The following is a 26482-nucleotide window of genomic DNA, read 5'->3' as shown; positions in this document are numbered from 1 at the left end:
CATGACAAGCCAGAACAGCTGGTTCAACAGCTACGTCAACAGCCTGCCCGAGCGCGGATGGTTCAAGTTCCTGTCACGTTACATCGTGGTGCCGTACTGGCATTGGCGTGATCCAAAGCCGAAACTGCCCGGCGGTCCGCGCCCCTCGCCCCAGCCCAGTGAGAACGTACAGCGGATGATGAACCTGATCATGCCGCTGAAAGACCCGTCGCCAGCCGGGCGCGCGCGGGCCACACTGGCCATCGCCCAGAATGTAGATGAGATTTTTGCCGGATTGGACAATGTCGGCACGGTTCATTTTGCGCGGTTCCTGCTCATCGACAACAACATCTGTATGATCTCGGTCTATGACGGTGATTTCAGCAATTACATCCGTGATTTCATCACCACCATTGGCAGTGTCTTCAACGATGTCATCTCGCTAGTCGACGGTGCAGAACACCTGATCCCGACCGAGCGCAATGTCGAAGAATTCATCGACTGGGTGCACGCGCATGACCTGTTTCAGGCGGCCGACTTCCCGACCGACCTGTTCGGCCTGCAGGACGCAGCCAAGGGGCTGCCGCCGAATGAGCCGCCACATAGGTTGGAGACCCTGCCGCGTGAGTTTGTTCTGCAACTGCACGCCAATCGCAATATTTCACTTGGGGGTGGCTATCGCGCCTATCCCGGGGTTTCAGCCGCGCAGGTGCGCCAAAAATTCGGACAGGGCTGGTGACTACAAAACTCGATCTCGCCGACATTCAGGGCAACATTCTACGGGGATATCGCCGCGATTTAGTGCGCCATCTGATCCTCGAAGTCACCGACCGCGCAGCCGCACGTCGGTTTCTGGCAGCTGCAGTCGATGGTGGCAGCAGCACAGTGCCCGAAATCACCCGTGGCGTGTTGTGGGAAGTCAGGCCGCCCTTCTGCTTTAACATCGGCATCACCTTTACGGGGCTGAAAGCTTTGGGCACACCGCCCGAGCATTTGAAGACCTTCCCGACCGAATTCGTTCAGGGCATGACACAACGGGCGATGAAACTCGGGGATTTCGGGGACAGCGGACCCGAAAACTGGCCTGCCCCTTTTGACCAGCCGGACCGCATTCATCTGATCGCATCGGTGCATTCGGACGTTCCTGAACATCTTGATGCCGTCGAACAACAAGTCGCCGGAGCCTTCAATATTCTGGGCGTACGCAATGGGCGAAACCTGCCCGAGGGTAAGGTGTTCTTTGGCTATGTTGACGGGATATCCCAGCCGCGTTTCGAACAAGTCTACGACCCCGATCAGGAAGGCGTGGACGAACCCATCGACCCGCTTGGAACCGCCTTGCTTGGTTATCCGACCAAACAGGAGGGTGTGCTGTTCCGCGTTCCTTCACCCCATGCGCTTGGGTACAACGGATCGTTCAACGCATTCCGGATTCTAGCGCAGGATGCAGCCGGATTTGAAACGTATCTGAATCAGGCAGCCGAAGTTCTGATGCGGCATCCCAAACGCGACCAGTTGGCAGACCCCGATAACCTTGAACGCATCGGCGAAGGACTGGACATGCACGGTGCCCTGCGCGAAGTGGTCGCCGCGCAGATGTGTGGACGTTGGCGCAATGGCGTGCCCTACGAACTGTCACCGAATGCCCAATGGCCTGAGCACGAGGTGTCACTGACCAATTTCGACTATAGCCACGGCTCGCGCTGTCCGGCAGGGTCGCACCTGCGGCGCGGCAATCCTCGTGGTGGCCCGGTCGTGCAGCGCATCGCAAATTACACGCGCCGACTGGTGCGGCGGGGCATGTCCTATGGTCCGGATTTCGACCCTCAGAACCCCGATACTGAAGAACGCGGCCTGCTGGGCAGCTTCATTGGTGCCAATATCGGCGCGCAGTTCGAGGCAGTGATGTGCGACTGGATAAATCTGGGCCTGCAAGACCCTCGGATTACCGGCGCGAACGATCCTTTGCTGGGTGCCAACACACCGGAAACCAGCTGGTTCGACATGACGCTGCCGAACGGGGACACAATTCGCCTGAGCGGGTTCCCGCGTCTGATCCAAACGCGCGGTGGCGCTTACACCTTCCTGCCTAGTCTAACGGCGATCAAGTACCTGTCTGAACTGACGGATTAGGCAAGCTCGGCCAGAGCGGCATCGATCCGTGTCAGCATTGGTGAGCGCCCGGCGGATTCGACGACAACACGTGCTTTGGTCAGATAATCTTTGGCCTGCGACTTCTTTTTCTTTGCCTTGTAGAGCAGCCCCATGATCATGTCACAGCGGGCGATGTAATGGCCCTTCTTGTCAAACTGCGGGTTGCTGCGCACCTGTTCGATCATTGTAATAAGCCGCTTTCGACCAAACAGCATGACCCAGATGATCGAGCGGAAGTTCTTTATCAGAACGCTGATCGAGCCACCGCCCTCGCCTGTCAGAATGGCCAGATACATCTCGCACAGAAACAGCCGCGCCCAATCTGCCGAAACCTGAGTACCCTCATCCGTACGCCTCTGAATGGCCCATTCGACTTGCCGCAACCCGGCAGTGATTTGACCGTTCAGCGCATAAGCCACGCCCAGCATTGCCGCAGGCCCGAAGGTGAACAAGGTCCACCCTTTTTCGTCGCAGTCCTTGATATGCTTTTGAACGGTTTCAATCGCGCCGGGTTTTTCCAGCGGGATCATGGCGGCAACGCGAGCCGCTTCGGCTATGGCCAACTCAAACTCAACCTTCGAGTCCTGCCGCGCCTTTTCAGCCATTGTCAGCGCCAGCTCATGGTCATCCGTGACCATTGCGATCAACGCTTTCATCGCGGTTCCATATCCCAAAGCTCGCGGATCATTCTTGGATTTTCCAAGCGCAATCATCCGATCTGACGCCGCGTGCGCCTGGGCCACACGGCCACGGGTCAATTCGTTCCAGCCAACCGTTGCCAGAAAGAAATTGTGGATATAGGCATCGTCGATTTTGTTCAGAACCGACTCGATCTCGCGCTTTTTGGCGTCAAACCGTTCATTCGGGATCGGAGAATGATAGATCGAAACCGAAAGTTCGTTGACCATGGCATAGGCTTTGGAAGACGCATCCCTCAGGCGTTGAGCCATTTCGGTCAATTCCTGCTGCACCCAATGTGCTTCGTGATACCTGCCACTGCACACCAAGCACGACACATAGTGGTGTAGAAAAAGGGCGTGGTGCTGACTGTCCCCCACCTTTTGTAGGATCGGCCTTATCGTGCCAGCCAGCTCGATAATCGTTTTGACGCGCAACGAGATGTTGGAACAGAGCGCAAAGCTGGCCATGAAGGCGGCAAACTGTTCATCCGAAGCACAATCCGGATCGCTTTGATACAGTTCCAACGCCGCGACAAAGAACCGGTTGGCTTCGTCCAGCGAATACACCCCCAAGCTTTTGTCACCAGCCATCAGACTATAATGGAACGCCTGATCGGTACGATTGGTTTGCCCGTAATGGAAGGCCAGCGTTTCGGCCACTTCCTGCAACCGGTTCGCATTGCGAAAAACAAGCGCGTCGGCAATCGCCAAGTGCAACTCGGACCGGCGCGACAGAATAAGGCTCTGGTAAACAGAATCCCTGAGGAGAACGTGTTTGAATAAGTAGTCTGTCGAGTTCGTCTCACGATACAAAACATCCTGCGCCTGCAATCGTTGCAGAGTTGCGCCAATTTCATCAGAATCGGGGACAATTTGGGACAGCAGGCCGGGATCAAAGCGGCGACCGATCACGGCGGCGGCCTGCAAGATTTCACGATCCTCGGGTGCGAGACGTTCAATTCTGGTCGTCAGCAGACTGCGCATCGTAAGGGGCAATCCGCTGTCATTGATATCCGTGTTGAAATAGGCCGTGCCGTCATCGACACGCAAAGCGCCCTGATCCAGTAGATAGCCCAGAATCTCTTCACCGAACAGCGGGTTGCCCCCGGCACGGTCGGTCAACTGTTCCGCCAAACCGTTCGGTAGCTCGGATACACCAAGACGGCTCTGAGCCAGATCCGCAAAGTCTGCAAGCGGCAATGGCGTCAACGCGATAGTCGTCACGCCATTGTTGCCAAGCCATTTCGGCGTGTACTCCGGCCGCCGCGTTTGAATGACCAGCAGGTTTGGAATATCCGAGTCTTCAAGCATTATAGCCATCAAATCTTCAGAGGAACTGTCGATCCAATGGCCATCTTCGATCACTAGAATGACCTGGCCTGATGCGCATTTCTTTTTGAGCAAGGCTGTCAACAATTCGCGAGTATGCAAACCGATCAGAACGCCGTCGAGACCATCCAAAGATCCTTCAGGCGATTTGAGCCCCAGAAGGTTCATCATCAGGCCGAGATTTTGCTGGGACAACAGCCCATACTTCCCAAGACCCGCTTCCAGTTTCGCCTGAACGCGCAGCGGGTTTTGCCTGTCGCTGATGTAAAAAGACTTCCGGACGATTTCCAAAAAGGGCAGGAACGGAATTTGTTGGCCGTTGGCGGAACAGTTCCCCGTCAGTACAGTGACTTCGTCTGCCGGTGCCCGCTGAACAAATTCGTAGACAAGGCGCGTCTTACCCAGGCCCGGCTCTGCCACCAGATCAACGACCGATCGCCCGGATTTTGATTTCCGCAGGGCCGCAGACATAATATCCAGTTCAACCGCCCGACCGACATAATCGCTTAATCCTTGCGCAACTGACGCGTCAAAGCGCGTGGCACCTTCGTGAACAGCCTTCAGTTGCCAGATCTTTTGCGGCGCGGACAAACCCTTGATCGTGTGTTCACCGAAAAAACTGAGGTCGGAAACCCATTCAACAAGGTCACGGGTGGTGTCACAAAGCAGGCTGCCCCCGGCTGGTGCAAGGTTTTCAAGACGTGCGGCCAGATTCACCGTACTGCCCACCGCCGTCGTCGGCCCCGTTTCCCCCTGCACCGTCGCCATCAGAACATTGCCCGAACTGACTCCGACGCGCATTTCCGGACACACTCCAAAGCGCTTTTCAAAGGCTGAAGCGGCTGAAGCGAAGGCTGTGTGGATCGACAACGCGGCCCGGCAGGCCCGCAAGGCTGGATCCTCAAGCGAGTCCGGGATTCCGAACAACGCCATTATGCTGTCGCCGGCAAAATCGCGGACGGCACCACCGTTTTCTTCGACTGCACGAACCAACGTTTCGTAGACTTTGCGCACGAACTCGAGCGCTTTTTCTTCCTCCAGACCGGCAACGATAGCTGTGTAGCCTACCATATCGGCAAACAGGACAGACACCTGGCGCCGTTGGCCAGGTTCCGCGAGTTTTCGCGTTGGTATATCGGTCATATCCCCCATTTAAGCAAAGGGTTTACAATACCCGACCCCACCCCGCCAGAGTTTGTGAGCGAAAAGGTGTTTTGGCATACTCAAATGGCCGTGAAAGTGTCACGCCGGACACAAAAACATATGTCTTTTCCAGAGAAACTTGCGCGCTACGCGGTGAATTCAAGTTTCAAGCCAGGGCGGGGCCATCGGGCCTTGTAGATTTTACCGGTGCTCGACGCCGTGATCCACAAGTCACGCATGTCATCGCCGCCAAAGCACATGTTCGTGGTGAACATATCAGGTATTTCCACATGCTCGGTGGAGCCATCCAGGTTGAACACCGTTATCCCGCCATTGAACAAAGTTCCGACGCAAACGCGGCCATCCTGTTCAACCTTGAGGCTGTCCAGCCACTGATATCCCGGCAATGTCTGCACAACATTGCCCGGCATACCAGGAATAGGACCCGGTTCGACCTCACCAGGACCTTTGATTTTCATCGCCCAAAGCCGCCCAAACACCGTGTCCGAGACATAAACGGTTCCGCCATCCGGCGATAAGCCGACTCCATTGGGCATGGGAATCGTGGCAGCTTTGATCAGCGTCTTGCCATCTATCGAGGCATAATAGAGACCACCATAACGTGTGGACTCCTCATCCTCTATCCCTGTGTCAGTGAACCAAAAGCCGCCGGACTTGTCGAACACCAGATCGTCGGGCGCGATCAGGCGCTTGCCGTTATACGAGTCAAACAACTGCGTCACGGCTCCGGTCTTCAAATCGACTCGGTGTACCGACCCGCCCGTGTAGTTCGGCCGGATCGGGGCAGGAACAGAGATCTGGTCGGGACCGAACGGTACAAAACTGTAGACCCCACCATTGTTGCAGACATAGGCTGCCCCGTCCGGGCCTATTGCAACCCCGTTGGGCCCGCCGGGGATCTCTGCCACAACGTGAACATCACCGGCGGGTGACAGGCGTGCCAAGGTCTGTTCCTTGATATCGACAAACAAAACCGACCCATCGTTCATCGCAACCGGGCCTTCGGGAAAACCCAAACCGTTGCACATCTCTTGCAATTCTAGTGCCATTAAAAAGCTCCCTGGTTGCGCTGAATTTCGGCGCATTTCGGCGTCTGCCGGAAGAAATGGGCAAACTCGGCAAAGTCTCTGACAGTTTTTGGATGCACTGCCAGAGCTTTACAAGCCTCTGAAGGTATTAACCCACACAGATGTGTCGTAATTTCATGCGTAAGCAATAGTAACCTTTAACCTGCACACTGAACCAGCAGCAAACTATCGGCCACTAGAGCTCGCACAGCAGCTGGTGAACGACCTACCGTGGGCTTTGTCGCAAGCTTCTAAGGTGCATGAAGACGGGTAGAAGTTGCCGTTTTTTGTTGCAGCAAGCTTCGCAAATTGTTTACTCGGACAACTGTCGACTCTGAACTGGCTTTTGAAGATAATCTGTTCAACTTCTATGCCGCATAGTGTTGCGGATGCAGATCGGGGCGGTGAGTCGGGAAAAACTGAACAAAATAGTCGAAGAATGCCACCGGTTCATCTAAAGGCGCACTCGGTCGGTCTGATGTTCAAGGCCTTCGTTTCAGCGGCGGCAACACTGGACGGTATCGAAGTGGCGCGAACAAATCGTAAAGGGTCAATTCACGCCCGCATTTTGCCCGTTTCAAACGTTCGCGGAACTCGTTTCTCAAACCCGCTGCTGCGGAAATACGTGACCCAACTATCCAAGATAGCCCGGCAAGACATCGACTACTTGCGTGCGTTGCCGAACCAGAATCTCACGGGCCTGTCCGGCAGGACTTCAATGCCCCCCCCAAAAAAGCCCGACCACATGGGTCGGGCGACAGCAGGTCTGTTAGGATTTAGTTCACAGTGGATGTTTAGAAAGCAGGTGTATGACCAAAATACTCATTGATATCATAGCCTTTTTTCTTCTGGCGGCAGCGCTTTATCTTGCGTATCAGGCCGGGGCATTCCAGCAGAAACTCTTAGATGTCGAAAACCCACCGCCAGTGGTAGTGTTTTCCATCGTCGTGGCGTTAGCCGCCTATCTTCTGTTGGTGCTGACGTAATCAGACCGGCTCAATCTTGATGTTGTCCAGCCAGTAGTCGCCAAACCCCCGAGTGTTGTTGAAGAACAAGACGACATCTCCCGCGCGTGCGGTAAAATTTGCGTCAAAGGTACCTGACTGCCCAGCCGCGACACTGAGAACGACAAGGGAACCGGATGTGCTGATAGAGCTGTTGATACGAGCTGTGACAGTTCCGGTGCTGGCGGATGCGTCAATATCAGCGGATAACCGGTATTGCTGACCCTGAATAAGAGCACTCACGTCCTGAGACACCCTGATTGCCGTTGCTCCGGCAATGACACGCAGTCTTCCGGCTTCTATTGCAAGTTCGGTTGAACTGAACGGAACCCAGCCGATTGTTCCCGCTCCGAAGCTGCCGTTAGCTATCAGATTCAGCGGAGCGGTGCCACGCCGTGACCGCGCCGCCAGTGATGCGATGGAAAGTCCGAGATTGATCATATCAGATCACCAGAGAGCCAAAATACTGCTTGCTGAGTTTCCTGTCGCGTGAATCCGAGTAAACCGCCCTGGCAGCAGTGAACCATTTGGAACGTTTTCATAGATTTCCGTCTCACCATAAATCGTGGTCGCTGTGATATTGCCGCCATTTCCGACCCACAGCGCCCGAGTAGCGTTAGGTAGATCAACGGTATCGCTTGGGGTGACTGCGGCGTGATGTCCCTGAGGGCTATCCAGACCGGCGCGGTGATTTGCGAAGTCATCTGCCATTCGTTTTCTCCTTGGATGATTTGTGCGCCCGACCAGACGGGCTTGTCTTCATTTCGAGTGCACAAGTTACTTCACCCGCCTTACAGAAAGTGTTTCCACCTCGTCCCCGCAGTTCACTAGTTCTTTACGATCGCAGCAAACAAAGTTTCAGCATGGTTGCCAGTCAACCGACCGACAGTGTTTACGATTGGATCAGCGCAGGGCCCACCTTGCGTCACGAACGGCAATGAACCGCCACACCCGTTCATGGCCAAGGTATTGCTCAAAAACAGGGAGCGCTTTGGTCTGCTTCTCTTACCAGCCTCGCTAGCGGGCGAGTTTTTCCCGCCTTTGAGCAAAAACCAGAGAGGATTGACTGGCTGTGTTCACGAAACTTGGTGTGAGAAATTTCACAGCATCGACTGTGGTCGCAGGGGCTCGGATATCAAGGAAATTGCCGGCCGAGAAATTGCGTACGGATCTCATCAGTACAAACTTGATTGTGCGTGCCTAATTGACGGGTACCTGAAAGTCCTGCCAGGCAGATGCCCGCATAACTGAGGAGATGGAAGACGGATCTCAACGATTTTCGCCGTATCTGGTTCGCGCGCCGCTAGGGTCAGGCTCAAACCGCATAGCCAATCAAATCCGTGCCGCACAACCTGCACCGCTTGAGTTGTGAGAAGGTTCCGCTCAGCAGCCCTTGACCGCACTCTATTCACAAGAAAGAAACAGGTACGGATTCGATACCCAAACTCCCGGGTCAGGCAGCTGGGTCAGACGGAACTTGGGGAAAACAATACTTTGGATACGAACAAGAAAATTGCGATAGGCGCGAATACATCGCATTACGTGTGGCAGGCGCGCAGGAATCTAATCCGGGCAATTCAGGACGAGGGTCACGACGTTGTCATCGTTGCACCAAAGGATGAGTACACTGCGCCGCTGTTGAAAATAGGTGTTTCCCATGTAGACGTGCCTATGAAAATGAACAAGAATCCAGTGTCAGATTACCTTCTCTATCGTCGATTTACAAAAGCATTGCAGCAGGTTAGCCCAGATGTATTCCTTGGTTACACGATCAAGCCGAATATCTATGGCTCGCTCGCTGCGCACAAACTGGGCATTCCCACGATCAACAACATTGCGGGGCTAGGCTCGGTCTTTTTGTCCGACAATTTAGTGACACTAGTCGCCAAAGGGCTCTATCGGATGGCGTTAAAGCAAGCGGCTATGGTTTTTTTCCAAAACCCAGACGATCGCGAGCTGTTTACCAGCAACGGTGTCGTCCGGCACAACAAGCATAACCTACTGCCCGGTTCGGGCGTAGATTTGACAAAGTTCGCTTTTACTCCCCTGCCGGAGGCAGGGCGCGACACACCTTTGCGCTTTGTGCTTATAGCACGAATGTTGTGGGACAAAGGTGTGGGTGAGTTCGTGGAAGCCGCGCGCGCCATCCGCCAGCGCCATGGCGATGTGCGTTTTTGCTTGCTGGGTTCTCTCGATAACGACAATCCGGCTGCGATAACGCGCGCGCAGATGGATGAGTGGGTACGTGCGGGTGACGTCGAATATTTGGGCTATTCAGACAATGTGGTGCAGGAAATCGTGGACTCGGACTGCGTCGTGCTGCCTTCAGCCTATCCCGAGGGCACGCCTCGCACCCTGCTCGAGGCCGCAGCTGTAGGGCGGCCGATTATCACTACCGATGCCCCCGGTTGCCGCGAGACCGTGGATGATGGCGTCAACGGTTTCATCTGCGGATTGCGTGACGCAGCGGATCTTCAGAACAAAATGGAACGCGTGATTGCACTTTCACCTCAGGCCCGTAGCGCGATGGGCCGGGCTGGACGCTCCGAGATGGAGAACGAGTTTGACGAGAGCATAGTTATCGGTAAGTACATCGAGGAAATCCGAACGTTGTGTCGGACAAAACGACAGGCGGCGTAGCAGCGTAAATCTAGATAGCTCTGCTGAGTTTGGCCGTCAACGATACATCATCGAAGCATTGCCCCGAAGCAGCAAACGCGGATCTCCACAACATGCTTGGCTCAACTTGACCCCGTTGCTGGCAGTCTAAATTTTGGCCCTCTTTCCGCTTTTTTTGGAGCAGCAGAAATACCTCAGTGGGCGAACATTCCTGCAAGCTTGTCGCTTCATGGTGGAGGCTTTCGAAACACTCCATTAGAGCCAGCATCACCGGCCCGGAGAAACGCCCGCAGGGCAACGTATTGATAACGTCACTCAGGAGGCAAAGACATGATCCGCGGTATTCTGAGTAAAAGTCTTGGGACAGGGGCCTTGAAGGTCTCACAGGCGCTGATGGGTGTCCTTGTGACAATTGTCTTGGCCAGAATTCTCGGTCTTGCTCAGTTTGGTCTTTTCTCCTTCGGTCTGGCCGTGGCGACCGGGCTTTCGATTCCGACTAAAAACGGCATTACAGAGCTTGTCGTACGCGAGGTTTCCCGTGCCGCTGACGCAAACGATCCGGCAAAACTACATGGCGTTATGCGCTGGATTCTTCTTTTCAGTACGATCTACTGCGTCGTGGTCGGCGGTATCGTTGCGTTCGTTGCCCTGACATTTTTTCCAACCAGCGATCTCGCGTTTTCAATTGCCATTTCGACACTGCTGCTACCCGGGTTTTCCTTTATGGGAAACTGGTCTGGCGGTTTGCGCGGCTTGGGAAAGCCAGTAGCAGCTCTCTTTCCCGATACGGTGGTGCGCCCGATCATTCTGATCGTCATTTCACTCTTGCTCAACGCTTTGCTACCCGGAGGGATTACGGCAACCCATACTACCTTGGCAATGGTTGCAGCAGTGTCTTTGTCTGCCGCGCTCAATCGTTACCTGTTTTGGCGCAAAGTTCCTGCCACCTTTGCTTCTACGGGCAAGGTGACGATTGAGCATCGAACGTGGCTACGTTCTGCAATACCATTCACAGCTATCGGCGGCGTGCAGGTAGCGACACGGCAAGCGGATCTGATCCTACTGGGGCTCTTGATCGGGGAAACGGCGGTTGGCGTCTATCGAATAGCCCTGCAAGGCGCAATGCTGGTGGCTTTCGGATCGCAGGCCGTAAATGTTGTTCTGGCACCGCGTCTGGCTCAACTGCGCAAAGGCCTGAACCACGACGAGTTAGTCACCCTGCTGCGTACCAGCATCATTTTGTCACTTTGCGTAGCGGTGCCGGGGTTGCTGATTTATGCGGCCTTTGGGGAACAGATATTAGCCCTCCTCTTTGGAGCAGAGGCCGTGGCTGCGCTAACCCCACTATTGATCCTTTCGGCCGGCAATACTGTGGCTATGTTAAATGGCGCGGTCATCCCTCTGCTCAATATGACGGGCAACGAGAAACGTACACTCTTGTCGTTTGCACTGGCATTGGCTTCTACCATCGTGTTGAATTTGGCATTCATTCCGTTCTTTGGAACGACCGGCGCTGCCTTGGCCGCATTTCTGGCCATCGTTATCTCAAATCTTGCACTGCGGAACGCAGCGATTACTAGTCTTGCGATTGATCCGCCTACCACTCTTTTCAGACAAAGGGCTCCGAAAAATGATCACGCCTGAAAAAACAAAACCCACCGCGCTTGTGGTGGGGCCGATGAAGTGTGGCACAAGCTGGATACACGAGTATTTCGAAAGCCGCGGGGACATCTGTCTTCCAAGCGGAGTCAAAGAGACATTTTATTTCGACAGGTACCATCACCGCGGGTTGGCCTGGTATGAAAAACACTTCAGGCACTGTGACCCGGATCAGAATGTCGCAATCATCGAAGTGGGTCCTTCCCTGTTTCATGTCTCCAGTTTCGCCGCCCCGAAAATTGCCGAAGAATTGGGCGATATTCCAATTGTTGTGACACTGCGCGATCCGGTAAAGCGGGCATGGTCCCATTACCAGCATATGGCTTGTGGCTACACAAAGCTTCCGCTTCAGGAGGCAGTGAAAAAGTATCCTGAGATCATTGGAGCAAGTCGGTATTCTGAGCATCTACCAATCTGGAAAGCACATTTCAGCAAAGTCACCGTTCTACTGCAATCAGATCTTGCCGATGATCCTGACGGCTATGTAGAAACTCTTTCGAATGGGCTGGGGATTCCATTAAAAGGCGCAGGTGATCTGGCTGCGCAGCGCAGAAACGAAGCGACAACGCCTCGGTCTTTTTTGCTTGCCCGCCTAGGACGTTACGGTGCTCGATCGCTTCGGTTTTTGGGTCTTTATTCGGTTGTAAGCGCTCTTAAAGATGCAGGCCTCAAAGCTATTTTTTATGGCGGAGGGAAAGCTACAAAGCTCGTCGCGACGGACAATGACATGAACTTTCTCGAAGATTTGCTGGAATCCGAACGTCAGTTTGTTTCGCCTTCCATGGCGCAAACGGGTTTGAGTTGACGGGCAGGCGTTCCACCATAGAGCCAACCTTGTTCCAAAGGTCCTCGCGCAACTGCATTCGCCGCGACGATCACACGGGAACCTATCTGTGTATCTCGCAAGATACGCACGCCCGCTGTGATCCAAACATCGTCAGCAATAGATATGGTTCCGGGCAATATTGGGCTATATTTAATGGGTATGTTTGGTTGAGCCACGTGATCAAAGGATACAAGCGAACACGCATGTGCGATAGACACATTCGAGCCGATCTCAATCTCGCCGAGCGCGTCAAGGAAACAGTTTTCGTGGATTGAGCAATTGTCCCCGATTGAGAGGTTAGACCAGTTCTTTGCGGTTACATTCCGGCCCCAGTAAACGTTGTCGCCGATCGCCCTTGTTTTGGCCTTTGCTAGCGCATAGCGAAGGCCAACGCCAACAACATTGGGCAATAGGTCAGTTAACTCCCAAATCCAACGATGGAGAATGCTCGGCAGGAAGCTAAAAATCACTGCGAGCACCCGCAGAATTAATCGAACTCTACCAAAAATAGACCTACCGCTCATCGCGCCGCCTTTTACTATGTTAGTGAGTCTGTTCTATCGCCATGCGCGATGACTAAGCATGTAAACTCTGAAATCAACAACATCTACCTATTCCACCAAACCCAGAACTCTAAATCTTGGAAAGGTCAAGGCGGCTATAAGGTTCAAGCCATGCTCATGGATTGCGCTAAGCTAACTTGTGTATTTTCTTGTACCATCACTGGTAACGTTTCTGATCACGCGCCCAATTTTAGGCTACGACGATATCGACCGATACGGGTTGCCCGTAGGATGCCATCGGGTCGTATTCACGGCGCTCAAATTTCGGGGCTTCCAGATCGACGAGTGTAAACCAATGCGCGGCAGAAGACAGATGATCACGCGTGCCGAACCTGATGCCTTGATCGGGCCCGCCAGCAGGTTGGTCAGCAGGAAGTGGCCCAGATTGTTGGTGAAAAACTAGCTCTCCCACCCCTCGAGCGCGCGCTCAAACGGGGTTGCCATGATGCCGGCGTATTGATCAGGATGTCCAGCTTGTTATAGCGGGCCAGCCAATTCTCTGCAAAGGCGCAGATCGTGTCAGGTTTATCCAGCTCTAGCGAGGCGACTTCAACCTCTTGGCCGGTCTCTTGCTTGATTCTGGTTGCGATACCTTCCAGCTTTTACGCCGAGCGTACCACAATAGTGACCGACGCGCCTTTGGAAGCCAGTGCGCGAGCAGTTTCAGCGCCCAGACCGACAGAACTGCCAGTGATCAGAACAGTCTTTCCGGTCAGATCGCCTCCCCCCAAAAAAACGTCGTGAGTGGTGGAGTCTTTGCCAAAGTCGGCCATCTCAGTCCTCAGGAGGGACCGATTTAGGGAAGATGGGAAGGTAGAGGCCACAACATGGCCTCTACCCGATATGTTTAGGAATTGAAGAACTCGGCCACAGCGTCGGTCGACGCTTTGACGGCCTCGGGCTTGTAGTAGAAGTCCACGTGGCTGAACTCGTCAAAAGCCAACTCTTTGTGATCATTGGTCAGCTTCTCGACGAATGCGGTCGAGCAGATCGCAGTTGAAGCTGTGGTACCATAGATGGTCAGTGACGGCTGCGCGATCTTGTCGGCATAGGCTTCGCAGATAGAGAACAGCGACTGCATGGCCTGATCGCCGATATGCATGTTGGTAAAGTTCGCAACCGCAACCGGACCTTTGACACCATCACGACCGTAGTAGTCATAGGTCTCGCCAGCCATCGCCGGATAGGCGGCCGCTGCAGTGAACTCTTCGCGGGACATCTCGTCGTTCAGGCCGAACGGGGCGACATAGTCCGGTTCACCGGTTTCGTATTGCTTCTGCATCGATGCGTTGGCACCGGCGATCATCTGGTTCGCCATATCGCGGTCACTCCACTGGAACGCATCCGCCGCCATCATACCGGAAACCATGGCAATTTTTTTCATGCGGTGGTCGGTCACGGCTGCTGACGCGATGATCGAACCGCCCTGGCAGACACCCAGACCGTAGATCTCCTCGACAAAAGGAAGCGTGCCCAGATAGGAAACCGCGTCCCATGTGTTTTCGATCAGGCGGAACATGTAGCGGGACTGTTTGAACTCACCGGGAAGCGCCGGGGAGTCACCCATGCCCAGATAGTCAAAGCCCAGGTAGATGAAACCGCGAGCGGCCATTTCCGGGCCGTAAGTCGCCGGAATTTGATCTTTCACCTGAGGGAACGGACTGGCGCCTACGATTGCCTTGTATTTTTTGGTCTCATCAAAGCCTTCGGGCAGGTAAAGGTCGCCCGCCAAATCCACGCCAAAGGATTTGAACGTTACTTTGTTTTTGCCAGCAGTGAGGGCCATATCTGAAAGTCCTTCATTAGAGGGTTGTGAGGTTTGTTTGGCATTTGCTCCCCAGCCCATGAGGGACAGCAAGGAAGCGACGGAGGCAGTTTGGAGGACGTTGCGTCGTGAAAGTTCGATCATGGTCATGCTCCGCTTTCTCGGGTTGGTCGGCATCACGCCTTGCCAAAGTACAGGATGGTGTTTACTTAGGGGGCTGGATACTATTTGTAAATAACTTTCTTTACTTCCGGGGTTGGAATCGTGAAACGCACAGAAAAAAAACGAAAAGACATCATCGACGCGGCCATCGATGAGTTCCGTGAACAAGGCTTTCTCGGAGCAACGACGACCTCAATTGCCAAAAAAGCGAACGTATCGAGTCGCACGCTCTACAATCACTTCGAGAGCAAGGATGCCCTGTTCGAAGCTATCTCTGAGATCATGATTGAGCGGAACTCGAGCATGGAACCAGTGCCCTATGACCCGGATCGCGACTTCGTTGAGCAACTGAAGGACGCTTTGTGGCGCTACGTTGAGGTCATCACAGAAGAGACGGCTATCGGGTTGAACAGGATGGTGATGTCAGAACTGATCCGTGACCTTGACCGTTCCCGGCAGTTCTTCAATGAAAGTGAAACGCACGACTATCCAATAAAGAGGCTGATCAGCGAGGCCATGGACGCAGGCGTTATCCGCAAAGCCGATCCGGGCTTTGCGACCAGTCAGCTTCTGGTGCTCGTCAAAGGCTTTTTTTTCTGGCCGGAGTTTTTCCTCGGCGAGAACCTGACCTCCAAAGACGTATTGAACGATTGTGTCGCAATGTTCATGGCGCACTACAAGCGGGGAAAATAAATCCTGCGGTTGGCAACTGTTTCTGAGACAGCCGTTTTTCATTGGTCACAAATTCGTTGTTCGCGGCGCAGGTTTCACTGAAACTCAACCATCCTTTTCATTGGCAATGCGATCTTTCCCAAGAAAGAAAGCTATGTTCTTTGAATATTACCGTTGGATCAGAAGCCTTACATGAGCACTCATGGAATGAGCGCCGTAAACACATGCGCGTGCGTCGCGACTGCGATGCCTTCATTTACGCCCTGCCCACGTGCGACAAGCACACCTGTCAGTTTCAATTGCCCTTGATTCTTAGCAAAAATGGGTGAACCGGACGCGCCCGGTTGAATGTGGCACTCAAGCGCGATCAGGCCATCAACCTGGCCCAGAACAGGGCAACGCAGAACGGAAATCTCAACCTAGCCAAATTGATTGCGATAGGACATCCCAATGATCGGTCGTGGTGTCGGCAAGGTAATTATCAAGTACGACCCCCATGGTATTTCACAGACTTGGGCCGTCAAAAACGAAGGACGGACCGTTGTTACCCGTTACAAGAACCTGTCGCGGCTCCGGATTTCGCCATGGGAGTCGCGGCGGGCGGGCTTTATATCGCGAGCGTCACGGCGGAACGATCCCGACATCTAAGGCTGTTTCAGATATTTAAAAAACAAAGGCGCATTGCGCACGCGGCAAAGCAGCAAACTCTGGCGGCGCGGCTGGAAGGTGAACGCCGGTCGCGACTTCCAAGCGACAATACAAAACGCGAGCCAACCCGCGAGTTGTTCACGATTGGTACCAATAATCCCGATCTTCCCACCTGCCCAATAGATGACACTCATGGACGCCGACGAAAGACTTGCTTTGGTCCGCAGTGGCCGTTTGATCGCGTTCGACCGTTCAAATATTATTCTCAACCGGCTGACTTCTCTCATGAGGATGCCAATACGGCCCCGAATGCCAAGCCTCATGTTTTACGGAAGTTCGGGGATAGGAAAGACCATGATCGCCAAGCGCATGGCAAGCCTGTAGCCAACCTCACACGTGGCAGATATCGGCGTTACCCGAACGCCCATCCTATTGCCGCATGCGCCACCGGCACTCGACGAGAGGCGATTTTCCGGCTTTGATTGGCGCGCCGTTATGGTGGCCGCACACGGTGTTCGAACTTTAGGCATGCGCCCTCAGCCATTTGCTGCGATGCATTTGGAACGCGTATCCAGCCTCAGTGTGCATTCGCTTCAGGCCATTCTGGGTGTGACAGGCGGTGTTACGTCACGAGTATTCAAGATGGTTAAGGCGCTTGCGAAAGACGCTATCGAGACAGGTCAGGAGCGGATTACGGATAAGGCTGTTCAAACCTGGCAACCAAGCTGGGCGAAGCACAGCTGGAGTATTCGACGAGAGCCGGTTCCGGTGTTTTGAGCCTGTTTGCCGAATAGCACGATCCAGTTGGGTTCTTTTGCAAATTCTGCTCCCGACTGCCGCTGCAACCGCGGTTCTGATAGCGCGTGCTCGGATAATACAAGTTTTCTGGAATGTGCCCTAAGCTCGATGGCTTCAGCTCAAATTGTCTCGCACCCAATCTGCGGAGTTTTTGATGCGTTGGTGACCTGAGAAATAGCGGTCAATTATTTCTGACAGGCGTTGTTTTCCGAAAGATGGGTAGTGGCCGCCGTGAATGGTTCTCAGGGGAAGTTCCTGCACCCGGCGCAGGGAGGCTTTGAATTGCTCGGGATCTGAATGGTAAAGCGTGTCGAGCAGATCACCGTCATAGACCACATCACCGCTGAATAAGATGCCGGTCCCTTCCTCGAACAGGGCAATTGACCCAGGTGAATGACCGGGCATGTGGAAAACCTTGAAGACCCGATTGCCCAAATCAATGATATCCCCCTCATCCAATAGCTGCGTCAAAGGCGCCGGTTTGACAACGTAGTCCTCATGGCGAAACCCTTCATAGGGCAGAGCGGTGAAAGTTTCGGTGCGCACATATCCGGTATCAGCGACGGTATTGGCCGCAGTCGGTTCCGCAATGACCTGCGCTTCATCGGGATGCCCGCAGCGATGTTCAAACTGATGCAACCCGCCCGCGTGATCAAAATGGCAATGGGTCATGATGGCTGTCAGAGGGCGTTCCGTCAGGCTGACAACTTCCTCGACCAGCGGACGCAACCCCATGCCGGTATCAATGATCAAATCCCGGTCGCGCCCGCGAACGTGCCACATATTGCAGCGCAACCAGTCCGCAACGTGCTTCTCACGGATCAGACTGACATTGTCTGAAAATGGTATGACCTCATACCAGTCGCGGGCAATTGGCTTCTCCATGATTGGATCCCTCTGTTTCGAGTGACTATTCTACATAAGACAGACCCGATGTCAGAATAAATCGATCTCGTTTTTCACCGGGACCCATCACGAATTCTGGTTTGAAACTGCTACAAAAGGCGCTTGTACAGCGTGCTACCTAATCTAGGCCGAGCATTGCCCTGCTGGCCGACAACGCCGTGTCAAACGGATTTTGGGACCTCGAAATCTTGACCATGACACTTGCTCCGACCCAAAGAAAATAAAGATTGGCTGCTAAGTCTTCGGGGGATTGCGACGGCTTTATAGAGTCGTCGGCTTCTCCTTTGGCAATCAGATCGGTTAACCGTGCAACAATCCCGTCCGTTCCCTCTTTGAGCGTACGCCGCATGGCCTCGGAAATGTCTGAAACTTCCGCACCAAGCTTGACAGCTAAACAACGTCCCTGGCAGTCGTTAAGTCCTTGATTTTCTCTCCAGTTAGCAAAGTACAGCATGGCTTTTTCCGAGGCTGTGAGCCCGGGTTTTGCAATTATTTGATCCATTTCAGCGTGGTAACTTTGAAAGTACCCTTCCAAGAGCGCCACTCCGAATGCATCCTTAGAATCGAAAAAATGATAAAATGATCCTTTCGGTACGCCCGCTGATTTCAGGATTTCTGACAGCCCCACTGCGCTAAAACCTCTCTGACCAACCAAGACCTGGCCTGCTGAAACTATCTTTTGACGCGTACTCATCCAAAGCAACCTTCTGGAAGATTTTGTCCTTCTTGATCTCGTAGCAAGTCGGTCAGTCTATTACAATCACTATACTTTAGTAGCTCAGTATCGGGTTTCACTTAGTTTTCCCACAAAGTACCCAATAATCTAGTTGCCGTTTGAATTATTTGAACTTGAAGAAATAAGTAGACGACCGGTCTAATTTTCACTATCTAAACCGACCATGCCGTGCGAACCCGCTTTTGATTCCCATAAGAAACACCACACGTGGCGAGCGGTTTCTGACAAGTTCAACAACCACAGCCTCAATAAAGGAATACCAGTAATGAAAATCCTGATGGTACTCACTTCACACGACGAACTTGGCAACACCGGCCAAAAAACCGGCTTTTGGCTCGAAGAATTGGCAGCTCCGTATTACGTGTTCAAAGATGCGGGTGCCGACATCACTCTGACTTCACCACTTGGCGGCCAGCCTCCACTGGACCCCAAGAGTGCAGACGAAGGCTTTCAAACAGACGCGACCCGCCGCTTCGAAGCTGACGCTGAGGCATCCACGCAATTGGCAAACACGGTCAAACTCGAAAGCGTTTCGCCTGATGATTTCGACGCCGTATTCTATCCTGGTGGGCATGGCCCATTGTGGGATCTGGCAGAAAGCTCTGACTCCGCCGGATTGATCGAAGCCTTTCACGCGGCCGGAAAGCCTGTTTCGCTGGTATGCCACGCGCCCGGCGTTCTGAAAAACGTAAAGGGAACGAATGGAAAACCCATAGTCGCCGGCAAGAAGGTGACTGGCTTTACCAACACTGAAGAAGCGGCTGTTGAACTGACAGAAGTGGTGCCGTTTTTGGTTGAGGAGATGCTCAAAGACAACGGCGGAGAGTATTCTTCGGGCGACGATTGGGCACCATACGTGCTTGTCGATGGCCTGTTGATCACAGGTCAGAACCCAGCATCATCGGAAAGTGCTGCGCAGCAATTGCTGGCCGCGCTGAGGTAACCTGGACAGGGGGCTGTCTTCGGCAGCCCTCTGTCTCCTTCCAAACAAGTTGTTCTCTAAAAGAGATGACCAAAACCGCTTGCTCAAAGCTGCATAGCAAGAAACTCTCAACTCGGCGGCGTACCGAACATTTTGGTGATGCTACAAATACAAGCCCATTCGATCTTACGCCTTGTGCGGATCACCGAGAACATAAAGGGCTGAACAATCGAATCGAAGTATCACACAGACCCGCTCGAAAGCGTGAAAAGCTCATGGGACGCTTTAGTTCGTCAAAGAAAGCGTAAGCTCACGACCAGGTCAACACCGTCTTTCGACCCCGCCGCCATCAACTGTCTACTGTCTCATACCGTCACGCCAGAACCGGTGTTTCTAGCCTCTGGGTCGGTTATGCTCTCGAGATGACCGACTGACAGGCGTATGTTAGGCTGCCGTCAGACGCATGCAAACAAGTTGGCAATGTCCGGCTCAGTCGCAAAGTCCGACGGCACAGATTCCAGCTGTCGCGCATTTTACGTCATCCGGCCCTTCGGCCCCGGACACGCCAATCGCTCCAATCAGAACGCCGTTCTCGCGAATTGGCACTCCTCCGTCCCAGGCGCAAAGCGTGCCTCTGTTGATCATTCCAAGTTGCAGTTCGGGACTGGACAACATGCGCTTGGCGAAGTCACGTGTCGTATTGCCCAACACAGCTGTCTGCGCTTTGTCCCTGGCAAACTCAGCCACAGCTGCAGGGGCGCTATCTGACCGTCCGGCAGCCACCATGTGGCCACTGGCATCCACTACTATCGCAGCAACCGCCCATCCATTGTTGCTTGCATGAGACAGCGCCGCCTGGACCGCCACGTTCGCGGCTTCCTGCGTGATCATGCGTTTCGCTATCGATACCTGCATGGTAACCTCGCTCAAAGATCAAAAATCAGTTCGTTTGTACCCTGCTGGACGCGTAGCCCATCCTGGTTAAACACATCGAACTGAAAGGAAATAATGCCGCGCGCGGCAGACGCGGTTAAACGCTTACCAACTACCGAAAGTTCTGCCCGTATCACGTCCCCGGCAAAAACAGGCTGCTCAAACCGCCAGTTCCATCCCAACGAGGCCAAACCTTCTGGACGCGCGTTGGACTGGAACTTTAACCCGTCGACCACGGACAGGATTAACAGCCCATGCGCCACGCGCGCTTTGTACCCAAGCTGTCGGGCGACCTCATCATCCAGATGCAGAGCGTATTTGTCCCCGGTCAGGTCTGCGAAGGCGGAGATCAGGTCTGCCGTAATGTCGGCAGACCCCGTTTTCATTACGTCCCCGATCTGCAGGTCATGATACCCATAGGCTCCGGTAACCAGAGGGGTCGCACTCATTCCGGAACCGGAGCGTCTTCGCGCAACAGACCCTTGGTTTTTAAGTCTGCCCAGAACTCGGCCGGGATGTCATGGCTGAACCAGTTCAAGTTCTGATCCAGTTGCTCGACCGTGCGGGTCCCCGCCATGAAGGTCGGCACCGCCGGATGCGCGACCACGAATTGCAGCGCGGCGGCTGGCAAGGGCACGTTGTATTCGGCACAGACGGCTTCGATCTTGCTGACCTTGTCCATGATATCGGCAGGCGCCGGAGCATAGTTGTACTTTGCCCCTTCCTTCGCCCCTGTCGCCAGAATGCCCGAGTTGAAGCCTCCACCGACAACCACAGCGGCGCCGCGTTTCTCACAAAGCGGCAAGAACTTATCCAGAGCGTCCTGTTCCAGCAGAGTATATCGCCCGGCCAGCAGGAAGCAGTCGAAGTCGCGTTGCTCAAGCGCGGCATGGCACACTTCCCATTCGTTCACGCCGACGCCGATGGCTTTGACAACACCCTGATCGCGCAGGCTTTCCAGCGCTTTCCAGGCTTCATCCATGGCTTGCTTGAACACTTCGGGCTGCTCGCTGCCGCGCGTAAACACGTCGATGTCGTGGATAAAGCAGATATCCATGTGCTCCAGCGCCATTCGCTGCAGGCTGTCTTCAAACGACCGCATAATCCCGTCATAGCTATAGTCGAAATGCATGGTGAAGGGCGCAGCATTGGTCCAGGGTTCGAAATTAATGTCCTGACGACGCCCGGGCTTCAGTACCCGACCAACCTTGGATGACAGGATGAAATCTCCGCGGTCCTTCCAGCGCAGGCTGTGCCCCGTCCGCATTTCCGACAGGCCGTGCCCGTACATCGGAGCGGTGTCGAAATACCGAACACCTTTGTCCCAGGCGCGCTGAATCATCGCGTCAGACGTTGCCTCGTCAATCTCGCGAAAGATGTTGCCAATCGGCGCTGTGCCAAAGCCAAAAGCGGATACGTTCAGATCCACCCGGCCAAACTTGTTCATTGTGTTCGGATTCATGCAAGCCTCCCAAATGCAAACCGGATCGCCGATATTTGCGCAGTTATTAAGTAACTATTTGGTTATTTACCTCATGTGGCGAAACCGATCAACCCACTTGACGAACCGCCCCCGCCGGGCGTATTAGTAACTAATTGGTTACATTACGGGGCGCTACAATGTTTCTGACCGAAACCCACCTTCAGGTTCGCGATATGACCCGCCAGTTTGCCGAGGATGTCATTCGTCCTGCGGCGGAAGAACTGGATCGCGACTCGCGGTTTCCCGCGGAAATCTACGACCAGATGGCCGAGCTGGGCCTGTTCGGAATCGGCGTACCCGAGGAACTTGGCGGACCCGGCTTCGACACGGTGACTTATGCGCTGGTGATGGAGGAACTGTCGCGCGGATATGCGTCGATTGCCGATCAATGCGGCTTGCTGGAACTGGTTTCGACGCTGCTAGTGCGCCACGGAACGCCGGAACAGCAAGGCAAGTGGCTGGGGGATCTGTTGGCGGCCAGGCTGCGCCCCGCCTATTGCATCACTGAACCCGAAGCCGGCACCGATGTGTCAGGTATTCGCACGACGGCGGTGCGTGATGGCGACGGGTGGGTGCTGAACGGCGGTAAGATCTGGATTCACAATGCACCGGTCGCGGATGTCGGCTTTGTTCTGGCCCGGACCGACCCCGAGGCCGGGCATCGCGGCATGTCGATTTTTATCGTCGATCTGCACGCCGATGGTGTCACCCGTGGCCCCAAAGAGATCAAGATGGGTCAGCGCGCCAGCCAGGTTGGCCCGCTGTCCTTTGATGACGTCCGCCTGCCAGCGGACGCGCTGCTGGGTACCGAAGGGCGCGGGTTCCACATGATGATGAGCGTTCTGGACAAAGGCCGCGTTGGTATCGCCGCTCTGGCGGTTGGGATTGGTCAGGCAGGGCTTGAGGCTGCGACCGACTATGCCCAGCAACGCAAACAGTTCAGCAAGCCCATCGCGGATTTTCAGGGGGTCCAGTGGCTGCTGGCGGATATCGCCAAGGATGTCGAAGCCGCCCGTCTTCTGGTCCATTCGGCAGCCTACAAGATCGACACCGGGCAGGACGCCACCAAGGCGTGCTCGATGGCCAAGTGCTTTGCGGGCGACATGGCGGTGCAGCGGTCCTCGGACGCGGTGCAGGTTTTTGGCGGGTCGGGCTACATTCGCGGGTTCGAAGTCGAACGCCTGTATCGCGACGCAAAGATCACCCAGATTTACGAAGGAACCAACCAAATTCAGCGCATGATCATTGCCCGCGAGTTGCTGTCCAAAGGAGCCGCCGCATGAGCCGCCCCGCAGCACTTGTGACCGGGTCCTCCCGTGGGATCGGTCTGGCAGCGGCCGTTGCCCTAGCGCGCGAAGGGTTTGCCATCGCCGTAAACGGTCCCCAGATGGATGACGAATTGCAAGGCGCACTGGACACCATCCGCGCCCTCGACGTGCCTGCGATTGCAGCACCTTTTGATGTCTCGGAAATCGGTACGCATGACGACCAACTGGCTGCCATCGAAGCCGAAATCGGCCCGTTGACTACGCTTGTGAACAACGCAGGCGTGGGCGTGATGCAACGCGGCGATCTGCTTGAGGTCAGCGAGGCCAGCTATGATCGCTGCATGGCGATCAACACCAAAGCTATGTTCTTCCTGTCACAGGCCTTTGCCAAACGGCTTGTTGCCATCGATCGCGACGAAAAACTCTTTTACAGCATCGTCAACGTGACGTCCTCTAACGCTGTAGCCGTGGCCGTTCCGCGCGCCGAATATTGCGCGTCCAAAGCTGCTGCCGCAATGATCTCGAAGACCTTTGCCGTGCGGTTGGGTCAGGAGAACATTGCCGTCTACGACGTGCAGCCCGGCCTGATCGCCACCGACATGACCGCCCCGGTGATCGAGATGTATGACCAGCGCGCCAAGGACGGGTTGACCCTGTTCCCGCGCGTCGGCCAGCCCGAGGATATGGGCCGGATTATCGCATCGCTGGCCAGCGGCAAACTTCCCTACACAACCGGTCAGGCCATTTCGGCCGATGCCGGAATGCTAGTTCCCCGTTTCTGAGGTATTTCGATGAAAATTCAGCTGCCTGATACCACCGGAAAACAGCAAGACTACGCGCTAGTCGGCACCCCGGTCGCGCCGTCGAAGCTGACCCCAAACTCGGCTCGGATTCTATATTCCGCAGCCCATGTGGTGGCGGACCCGTTTGGCGATCACGACCCGACCGGTCCGGCGCATGTAGACTGGGGCAAGACCATGGAATTCCGCCACTATCTGGCCGGTATGGGCATGGGCATCGCCGAGGCAATGGACACTGCGCAGCGCGGCATGGGGCTGGACTGGAACGGTGCGCTGGAACTGATCCGGCGCACCAAGGAAGAACTGCCCGACGCGCTGGTCGGCAATGGCTGCGGCACGGATCATCTGGACCCGGCGGATGCGAAATCGCTGGATGACGTGCGCCGCGCTTATCTTGAGCAAGTTGAGGCGATCCAGAAACTGGGCGGGCGGATCATCCTGATGGCTTCGCGCGCTTTGGCCAAAGTGGCGACCGGGCCGGATGACTATATCTCGGTTTACAACGACGTTCTGGCCGCCTGTGATGAACCTGTCATCCTGCACTGGCTGGGTGCGATGTTTGACCCGCAGCTTGCCGGGTATTGGGGCGCGGACAGTTTCGATGAGGCGCTGGAAACCGCGCTGTCGATCATCGGAGCCAATGTGGACAAGGTGGACGGGATCAAGATTTCTCTTTTGGACGCCGAGAAAGAGATCATCATGCGCCGCCGCCTGCCTGAAGGCGTTCGCATGTACACGGGCGACGACTTTAACTACCCCGAGTTGATCGAAGGCGACGAGCAGGGCCACTCCCACGCGCTGTTGGGAATATTTGACCCCCTCGCCCCGGCAGCAGCTTTTGCGGTCAGCAAGCTGAGCGAAGGAGACGCCAAGACCTTCCGCGCGACGCTGGACCCAACCGTGCCGCTGGCCCGGCATATCTTTCGCGCACCTACGCAATACTACAAAACCGGTGTTGTGTTTCTGGCCTGGCTGAATGGGTTTCAGGACCATTTCATCATGCTGAACGGCGCGCAGGCGACCCGGTCCCTGCCCTATTTCACAGACTGTTTCAAAATGGCTGATGAATGCGGGTTGCTGCGCGACCCCGATCTGGCAGTTGAACGCATGGGCCACATGCTAAAACTCTACGGGGCCTGAGTGCGATGCGCGATTTCTCGCAGGATCACTCCGTACTGGCGCTGAACACGGCCACTCTGGGGCACAATCTGGATGGCCACGGCGCGGGGTGGAGCCCAGAGCAGGTGATCGATGCCTGCGCAGCACGCGGATATGGCGGGATTACCTTCTGGCGACGCGAGCTAGCCGGGCGCGCGGCGCAGATCGGTCAGCGAGTCCGTGACGCGGGTATGCAGGTGGTTGGCTTGTGCCGCACACCGTTTCTGACAGGGCCGCTTGCGCTGCCTTCCGATCAGGAAATCATGGATGATTTTCGCCTGTCGATCGATCAGGCCGCCGCGCTGGAAACTGATGTCCTAACCATCGTAACAGGCGGCCCGGAACCGGGAACCAAAGGTGTTCTGGAAAGCCAGAAAATCCTTGCGGACCGCGTGGCGCGCGCGGCCCCGTACGCGGCGGAACGCGGTGTCGAACTGGCCCTTGAACCGCTGAACCCAGCGACCGCCGGCAACCGTACCTGTCTGATGACCGCAGCGGATGCGCTGAACGTCTGCGATACGGTTGGCGCGGATAATGTGGGGGTTGCCATCGACGTTTATCACGTCTGGTGGGACACGACTCTGGCGGACACGCTAGCCACCCGCGCCAAGGGCCGAATTCTCGGCTATCACCTGTGCGACTGGCTGGCCGATACCTCAGACGTCCTGCTAGACCGGGGCATGATGGGCGACGGCGTTGCCGATCTGTACGCGCTGCGCGCGGCCGTTGAGGATGCGGGGTATGATGGCCTGTGCGAGGTTGAGATTTTCTCGGCCGAAAACTGGTGGAAACGAGACCCGAACGAGGTTCTGGACGTGATCGTGGATCGCTTCAGAACCTGCTGTTAGGCTCCGCAATCAAACCTCGATATCGCAGACAAACACGCCGTCCACACCGCCCACGGTTTTCGCCACGATGCGGCCGCCGATCTCCTGATGGGTCGGGTCGACAAGGTACGCATCGCGCACTGCCGCATCCCTGAAGTCAAACCAGAACATGTCGTTGAAATCGCGCACAAGATCGGTTTCAACAGACACATTGCTGCGGCTCTGGAAATCGACAATACCGTCGATATGCCCTTTCAAACCTTCCAGATCCTTATAAAGAGCGGACTTCTCAGCCTCGGAGACATCGCTTTCAAAGCGCAGATGCACCAGATGACGTATCATTTCGTTCTTCCCTCCCAG

At 55.0% G+C, this 26482-nt stretch carries 28 protein-coding genes and 1 pseudogene; 16 read left to right on the top strand and 13 right to left on the bottom strand.

Annotated elements, in window-relative coordinates:
• Position 1 precedes the first annotated feature (1 nt).
• A complete protein-coding gene (locus tag ACR0ER_RS20140) occupies positions 2-718 on the top strand; it encodes a hypothetical protein (protein ID WP_480770465.1) in 717 nt (238 codons plus the stop codon).
• Positions 715-2112, top strand: coding sequence for a Dyp-type peroxidase (locus ACR0ER_RS20135; protein ID WP_480770464.1), 1398 nt, complete (start codon positions 715-717; stop codon positions 2110-2112). The genes ACR0ER_RS20140 and ACR0ER_RS20135 overlap by 4 nt, the downstream gene beginning before the upstream one ends.
• Here the strand turns inward: ACR0ER_RS20135 and ACR0ER_RS20130 are convergent.
• Both ACR0ER_RS20130 and ACR0ER_RS20125 read right to left on the bottom strand, forming a co-directional pair.
• On the bottom strand, positions 2109-5285 hold the full coding sequence (locus tag ACR0ER_RS20130) for an ATP-binding protein (RefSeq protein WP_480770463.1): 3177 nt from the start codon (positions 5283-5285) through the stop codon (positions 2109-2111). The two genes, ACR0ER_RS20135 and ACR0ER_RS20130, sit on opposite strands and share 4 nt — an antisense overlap.
• 146 nt (positions 5286-5431) lie before the next feature.
• Positions 5432-6355, bottom strand: a complete 924-nt coding sequence (locus ACR0ER_RS20125; RefSeq protein WP_480770462.1) for an SMP-30/gluconolactonase/LRE family protein — start codon at positions 6353-6355, stop codon at positions 5432-5434.
• A gap of 295 nt (positions 6356-6650) precedes the next feature.
• Between ACR0ER_RS20125 and ACR0ER_RS20120 the strand changes: the two genes are divergently transcribed.
• Positions 6651-7202, top strand: coding sequence for a hypothetical protein (locus tag ACR0ER_RS20120; RefSeq protein WP_480770461.1), 552 nt, complete (start codon positions 6651-6653; stop codon positions 7200-7202).
• The gene (locus ACR0ER_RS20115) at positions 7183-7359 is read left to right on the top strand and encodes a hypothetical protein (RefSeq protein ID WP_480770460.1); all 177 of its coding nucleotides are present in this window, start codon (positions 7183-7185) and stop codon (positions 7357-7359) included. Before ACR0ER_RS20120 ends, ACR0ER_RS20115 begins: the two co-directional genes overlap by 20 nt.
• On the opposite strand, the gene ACR0ER_RS20110 is transcribed toward ACR0ER_RS20115, so the two are convergent.
• Both ACR0ER_RS20110 and ACR0ER_RS20105 read right to left on the bottom strand, forming a co-directional pair.
• On the bottom strand, positions 7360-7818 hold the full coding sequence (locus ACR0ER_RS20110) for a hypothetical protein (RefSeq protein ID WP_480770459.1): 459 nt from the start codon (positions 7816-7818) through the stop codon (positions 7360-7362).
• Between the two features lie 6 nt (positions 7819-7824).
• Complete coding sequence (locus ACR0ER_RS20105) at positions 7825-8088, bottom strand: spike base protein, RCAP_Rcc01079 family (protein WP_480770458.1); 264 nt, start codon at positions 8086-8088, stop codon at positions 7825-7827.
• A gap of 783 nt (positions 8089-8871) precedes the next feature.
• Between ACR0ER_RS20105 and ACR0ER_RS20100 the strand changes: the two genes are divergently transcribed.
• The 3 genes from ACR0ER_RS20100 (at position 8872) to ACR0ER_RS20090 (ending at position 12460) form a co-directional block, all read left to right on the top strand.
• Complete coding sequence (locus ACR0ER_RS20100; RefSeq protein WP_480770457.1) at positions 8872-10017, top strand: glycosyltransferase family 4 protein; 1146 nt, start codon at positions 8872-8874, stop codon at positions 10015-10017.
• A 309-nt stretch (positions 10018-10326) separates the two neighbouring features.
• On the top strand, positions 10327-11640 hold the full coding sequence (locus ACR0ER_RS20095) for an oligosaccharide flippase family protein (RefSeq protein ID WP_480770456.1): 1314 nt from the start codon (positions 10327-10329) through the stop codon (positions 11638-11640).
• On the top strand, positions 11627-12460 hold the full coding sequence (locus ACR0ER_RS20090) for a sulfotransferase domain-containing protein (RefSeq protein ID WP_480770455.1): 834 nt from the start codon (positions 11627-11629) through the stop codon (positions 12458-12460). Before ACR0ER_RS20095 ends, ACR0ER_RS20090 begins: the two co-directional genes overlap by 14 nt.
• Here the strand turns inward: ACR0ER_RS20090 and ACR0ER_RS20085 are convergent.
• From ACR0ER_RS20085 to ACR0ER_RS20075, 3 genes are all read right to left on the bottom strand, one after another.
• Positions 12418-13005: an acyltransferase gene (locus tag ACR0ER_RS20085; RefSeq protein WP_480770454.1), complete on the bottom strand. Its 588-nt coding sequence runs from the start codon at positions 13003-13005 to the stop codon at positions 12418-12420. The genes ACR0ER_RS20090 and ACR0ER_RS20085 overlap by 43 nt on opposite strands.
• A gap of 641 nt (positions 13006-13646) precedes the next feature.
• Entirely contained in the window at positions 13647-13817 is a 171-nt protein-coding gene (locus tag ACR0ER_RS20080; protein ID WP_480770453.1) for an SDR family NAD(P)-dependent oxidoreductase, read from the bottom strand.
• Between the two features lie 74 nt (positions 13818-13891).
• The gene (locus ACR0ER_RS20075; protein WP_480770452.1) at positions 13892-14830 is read right to left on the bottom strand and encodes an alpha/beta hydrolase; all 939 of its coding nucleotides are present in this window, start codon (positions 14828-14830) and stop codon (positions 13892-13894) included.
• Between the two features lie 243 nt (positions 14831-15073).
• Between ACR0ER_RS20075 and ACR0ER_RS20070 the strand changes: the two genes are divergently transcribed.
• The 3 genes from ACR0ER_RS20070 (at position 15074) to ACR0ER_RS20060 (ending at position 17068) form a co-directional block, all read left to right on the top strand.
• Positions 15074-15664 carry a TetR/AcrR family transcriptional regulator gene (locus tag ACR0ER_RS20070; protein ID WP_480770451.1) on the top strand — a complete coding sequence of 197 codons (591 nt, stop codon included), beginning with the start codon at positions 15074-15076 and terminating at the stop codon, positions 15662-15664.
• 563 nt (positions 15665-16227) lie between these two features.
• On the top strand, positions 16228-16773 hold the full coding sequence (locus ACR0ER_RS20065) for a hypothetical protein (protein WP_480770450.1): 546 nt from the start codon (positions 16228-16230) through the stop codon (positions 16771-16773).
• A gap of 46 nt (positions 16774-16819) precedes the next feature.
• Positions 16820-17068, top strand: a complete 249-nt coding sequence (locus ACR0ER_RS20060) for a hypothetical protein (protein WP_480770449.1) — start codon at positions 16820-16822, stop codon at positions 17066-17068.
• A 135-nt stretch (positions 17069-17203) separates the two neighbouring features.
• Here the strand turns inward: ACR0ER_RS20060 and ACR0ER_RS20055 are convergent, their stop codons facing one another.
• Both ACR0ER_RS20055 and ACR0ER_RS20050 read right to left on the bottom strand, forming a co-directional pair.
• Positions 17204-17974: an MBL fold metallo-hydrolase gene (locus tag ACR0ER_RS20055; protein ID WP_480770448.1), complete on the bottom strand. Its 771-nt coding sequence runs from the start codon at positions 17972-17974 to the stop codon at positions 17204-17206.
• 139 nt (positions 17975-18113) lie between these two features.
• The gene (locus ACR0ER_RS20050; protein ID WP_480770447.1) at positions 18114-18689 is read right to left on the bottom strand and encodes a TetR/AcrR family transcriptional regulator; all 576 of its coding nucleotides are present in this window, start codon (positions 18687-18689) and stop codon (positions 18114-18116) included.
• Between the two features lie 307 nt (positions 18690-18996).
• Between ACR0ER_RS20050 and ACR0ER_RS20045 the strand changes: the two genes are divergently transcribed.
• Together ACR0ER_RS20045 and ACR0ER_RS20040 are read left to right on the top strand one after the other, a co-directional pair.
• The gene (locus ACR0ER_RS20045; protein WP_480770446.1) at positions 18997-19674 is read left to right on the top strand and encodes a type 1 glutamine amidotransferase domain-containing protein; all 678 of its coding nucleotides are present in this window, start codon (positions 18997-18999) and stop codon (positions 19672-19674) included.
• 161 nt (positions 19675-19835) lie between these two features.
• A pseudogene (locus ACR0ER_RS20040) lies at positions 19836-20087 on the top strand (IS6 family transposase); the annotation flags it as partial.
• Positions 20088-20142: 55 nt separating this feature from the next.
• Here ACR0ER_RS20040 and ACR0ER_RS20035 read toward each other — a convergent pair.
• From ACR0ER_RS20035 to ACR0ER_RS20025, 3 genes are read right to left on the bottom strand one after another with little or no spacing between them, the layout of a single operon-like run.
• Positions 20143-20568: a GlcG/HbpS family heme-binding protein gene (locus ACR0ER_RS20035; RefSeq protein WP_480770445.1), complete on the bottom strand. Its 426-nt coding sequence runs from the start codon at positions 20566-20568 to the stop codon at positions 20143-20145.
• 11 nt (positions 20569-20579) lie between these two features.
• Positions 20580-21035 carry a MaoC family dehydratase gene (locus tag ACR0ER_RS20030; RefSeq protein WP_480770444.1) on the bottom strand — a complete coding sequence of 152 codons (456 nt, stop codon included), beginning with the start codon at positions 21033-21035 and terminating at the stop codon, positions 20580-20582.
• Positions 21032-22048 carry an aldo/keto reductase gene (locus ACR0ER_RS20025; protein ID WP_480770443.1) on the bottom strand — a complete coding sequence of 339 codons (1017 nt, stop codon included), beginning with the start codon at positions 22046-22048 and terminating at the stop codon, positions 21032-21034. Before ACR0ER_RS20025 ends, ACR0ER_RS20030 begins: the two co-directional genes overlap by 4 nt.
• A gap of 158 nt (positions 22049-22206) precedes the next feature.
• Here ACR0ER_RS20025 and ACR0ER_RS20020 point away from each other — a divergent pair, with 158 nt between their 5' ends.
• The 4 genes from ACR0ER_RS20020 to ACR0ER_RS20005 are packed head-to-tail and all read left to right on the top strand — an operon-like array spanning position 22207 to position 26143.
• On the top strand, positions 22207-23352 hold the full coding sequence (locus ACR0ER_RS20020; protein WP_480770442.1) for an acyl-CoA dehydrogenase family protein: 1146 nt from the start codon (positions 22207-22209) through the stop codon (positions 23350-23352).
• Positions 23349-24119, top strand: coding sequence for a 3-ketoacyl-ACP reductase (locus ACR0ER_RS20015; protein WP_480770441.1), 771 nt, complete (start codon positions 23349-23351; stop codon positions 24117-24119). The genes ACR0ER_RS20020 and ACR0ER_RS20015 overlap by 4 nt, the downstream gene beginning before the upstream one ends.
• A gap of 9 nt (positions 24120-24128) precedes the next feature.
• Entirely contained in the window at positions 24129-25277 is a 1149-nt protein-coding gene (locus tag ACR0ER_RS20010) for a dihydrodipicolinate synthase family protein (protein ID WP_480770440.1), read from the top strand.
• Positions 25278-25282: 5 nt separating this feature from the next.
• A complete protein-coding gene (locus ACR0ER_RS20005; protein ID WP_480770439.1) occupies positions 25283-26143 on the top strand; it encodes a sugar phosphate isomerase/epimerase family protein in 861 nt (286 codons plus the stop codon).
• A 9-nt stretch (positions 26144-26152) separates the two neighbouring features.
• Here ACR0ER_RS20005 and ACR0ER_RS20000 read toward each other — a convergent pair whose 3' ends face one another.
• Positions 26153-26464, bottom strand: coding sequence for a Dabb family protein (locus tag ACR0ER_RS20000; RefSeq protein ID WP_480770438.1), 312 nt, complete (start codon positions 26462-26464; stop codon positions 26153-26155).
• Positions 26465-26482: the final 18 nt, after the last annotated feature.

The organism is Ruegeria sp. CH8 (assembly GCF_056536985.1).
The sequence above is the reverse complement of the archived record's forward strand: the minus strand, read 5'-3'. Positions and strand labels throughout refer to the sequence as shown.

Excerpts from the sequence above, each read along its gene's own strand:
- ACR0ER_RS20090 (WP_480770455.1), top strand. The coding sequence starts at position 11,627 with ATGATCACGCCTGAAAAAACAAAACCCACCGCGCTTGTGGTGGGGCCG.
- ACR0ER_RS20015 (WP_480770441.1), top strand. The coding sequence starts at position 23,349 with ATGAGCCGCCCCGCAGCACTTGTGACCGGGTCCTCCCGTGGGATCGGT.
- ACR0ER_RS20020 (WP_480770442.1), top strand. The coding sequence starts at position 22,207 with ATGTTTCTGACCGAAACCCACCTTCAGGTTCGCGATATGACCCGCCAG.
- ACR0ER_RS20080 (WP_480770453.1), bottom strand. The coding sequence starts at position 13,817 with ATGGCCGACTTTGGCAAAGACTCCACCACTCACGACGTTTTTTTGGGG.
- ACR0ER_RS20065 (WP_480770450.1), top strand. The coding sequence starts at position 16,228 with ATGGGAGTCGCGGCGGGCGGGCTTTATATCGCGAGCGTCACGGCGGAA.
- ACR0ER_RS20000 (WP_480770438.1), bottom strand. The coding sequence starts at position 26,464 with ATGATACGTCATCTGGTGCATCTGCGCTTTGAAAGCGATGTCTCCGAG.
- ACR0ER_RS20005 (WP_480770439.1), top strand. The coding sequence starts at position 25,283 with ATGCGCGATTTCTCGCAGGATCACTCCGTACTGGCGCTGAACACGGCC.
- ACR0ER_RS20060 (WP_480770449.1), top strand. The coding sequence starts at position 16,820 with ATGCGCCCTCAGCCATTTGCTGCGATGCATTTGGAACGCGTATCCAGC.
- ACR0ER_RS20105 (WP_480770458.1), bottom strand. The coding sequence starts at position 8,088 with ATGGCAGATGACTTCGCAAATCACCGCGCCGGTCTGGATAGCCCTCAG.
- ACR0ER_RS20050 (WP_480770447.1), bottom strand. The coding sequence starts at position 18,689 with ATGAGTACGCGTCAAAAGATAGTTTCAGCAGGCCAGGTCTTGGTTGGT.
- ACR0ER_RS20125 (WP_480770462.1), bottom strand. The coding sequence starts at position 6,355 with ATGGCACTAGAATTGCAAGAGATGTGCAACGGTTTGGGTTTTCCCGAA.
- ACR0ER_RS20025 (WP_480770443.1), bottom strand. The coding sequence starts at position 22,048 with ATGAATCCGAACACAATGAACAAGTTTGGCCGGGTGGATCTGAACGTA.
- ACR0ER_RS20115 (WP_480770460.1), top strand. The coding sequence starts at position 7,183 with ATGACCAAAATACTCATTGATATCATAGCCTTTTTTCTTCTGGCGGCA.
- ACR0ER_RS20045 (WP_480770446.1), top strand. The coding sequence starts at position 18,997 with ATGAAAATCCTGATGGTACTCACTTCACACGACGAACTTGGCAACACC.
- ACR0ER_RS20010 (WP_480770440.1), top strand. The coding sequence starts at position 24,129 with ATGAAAATTCAGCTGCCTGATACCACCGGAAAACAGCAAGACTACGCG.
- ACR0ER_RS20130 (WP_480770463.1), bottom strand. The coding sequence starts at position 5,285 with ATGACCGATATACCAACGCGAAAACTCGCGGAACCTGGCCAACGGCGC.
- ACR0ER_RS20055 (WP_480770448.1), bottom strand. The coding sequence starts at position 17,974 with ATGGAGAAGCCAATTGCCCGCGACTGGTATGAGGTCATACCATTTTCA.
- ACR0ER_RS20140 (WP_480770465.1), top strand. The coding sequence starts at position 2 with ATGACAAGCCAGAACAGCTGGTTCAACAGCTACGTCAACAGCCTGCCC.
- ACR0ER_RS20095 (WP_480770456.1), top strand. The coding sequence starts at position 10,327 with ATGATCCGCGGTATTCTGAGTAAAAGTCTTGGGACAGGGGCCTTGAAG.
- ACR0ER_RS20085 (WP_480770454.1), bottom strand. The coding sequence starts at position 13,005 with ATGAGCGGTAGGTCTATTTTTGGTAGAGTTCGATTAATTCTGCGGGTG.
- ACR0ER_RS20030 (WP_480770444.1), bottom strand. The coding sequence starts at position 21,035 with ATGAGTGCGACCCCTCTGGTTACCGGAGCCTATGGGTATCATGACCTG.
- ACR0ER_RS20035 (WP_480770445.1), bottom strand. The coding sequence starts at position 20,568 with ATGCAGGTATCGATAGCGAAACGCATGATCACGCAGGAAGCCGCGAAC.
- ACR0ER_RS20110 (WP_480770459.1), bottom strand. The coding sequence starts at position 7,818 with ATGATCAATCTCGGACTTTCCATCGCATCACTGGCGGCGCGGTCACGG.
- ACR0ER_RS20075 (WP_480770452.1), bottom strand. The coding sequence starts at position 14,830 with ATGGCCCTCACTGCTGGCAAAAACAAAGTAACGTTCAAATCCTTTGGC.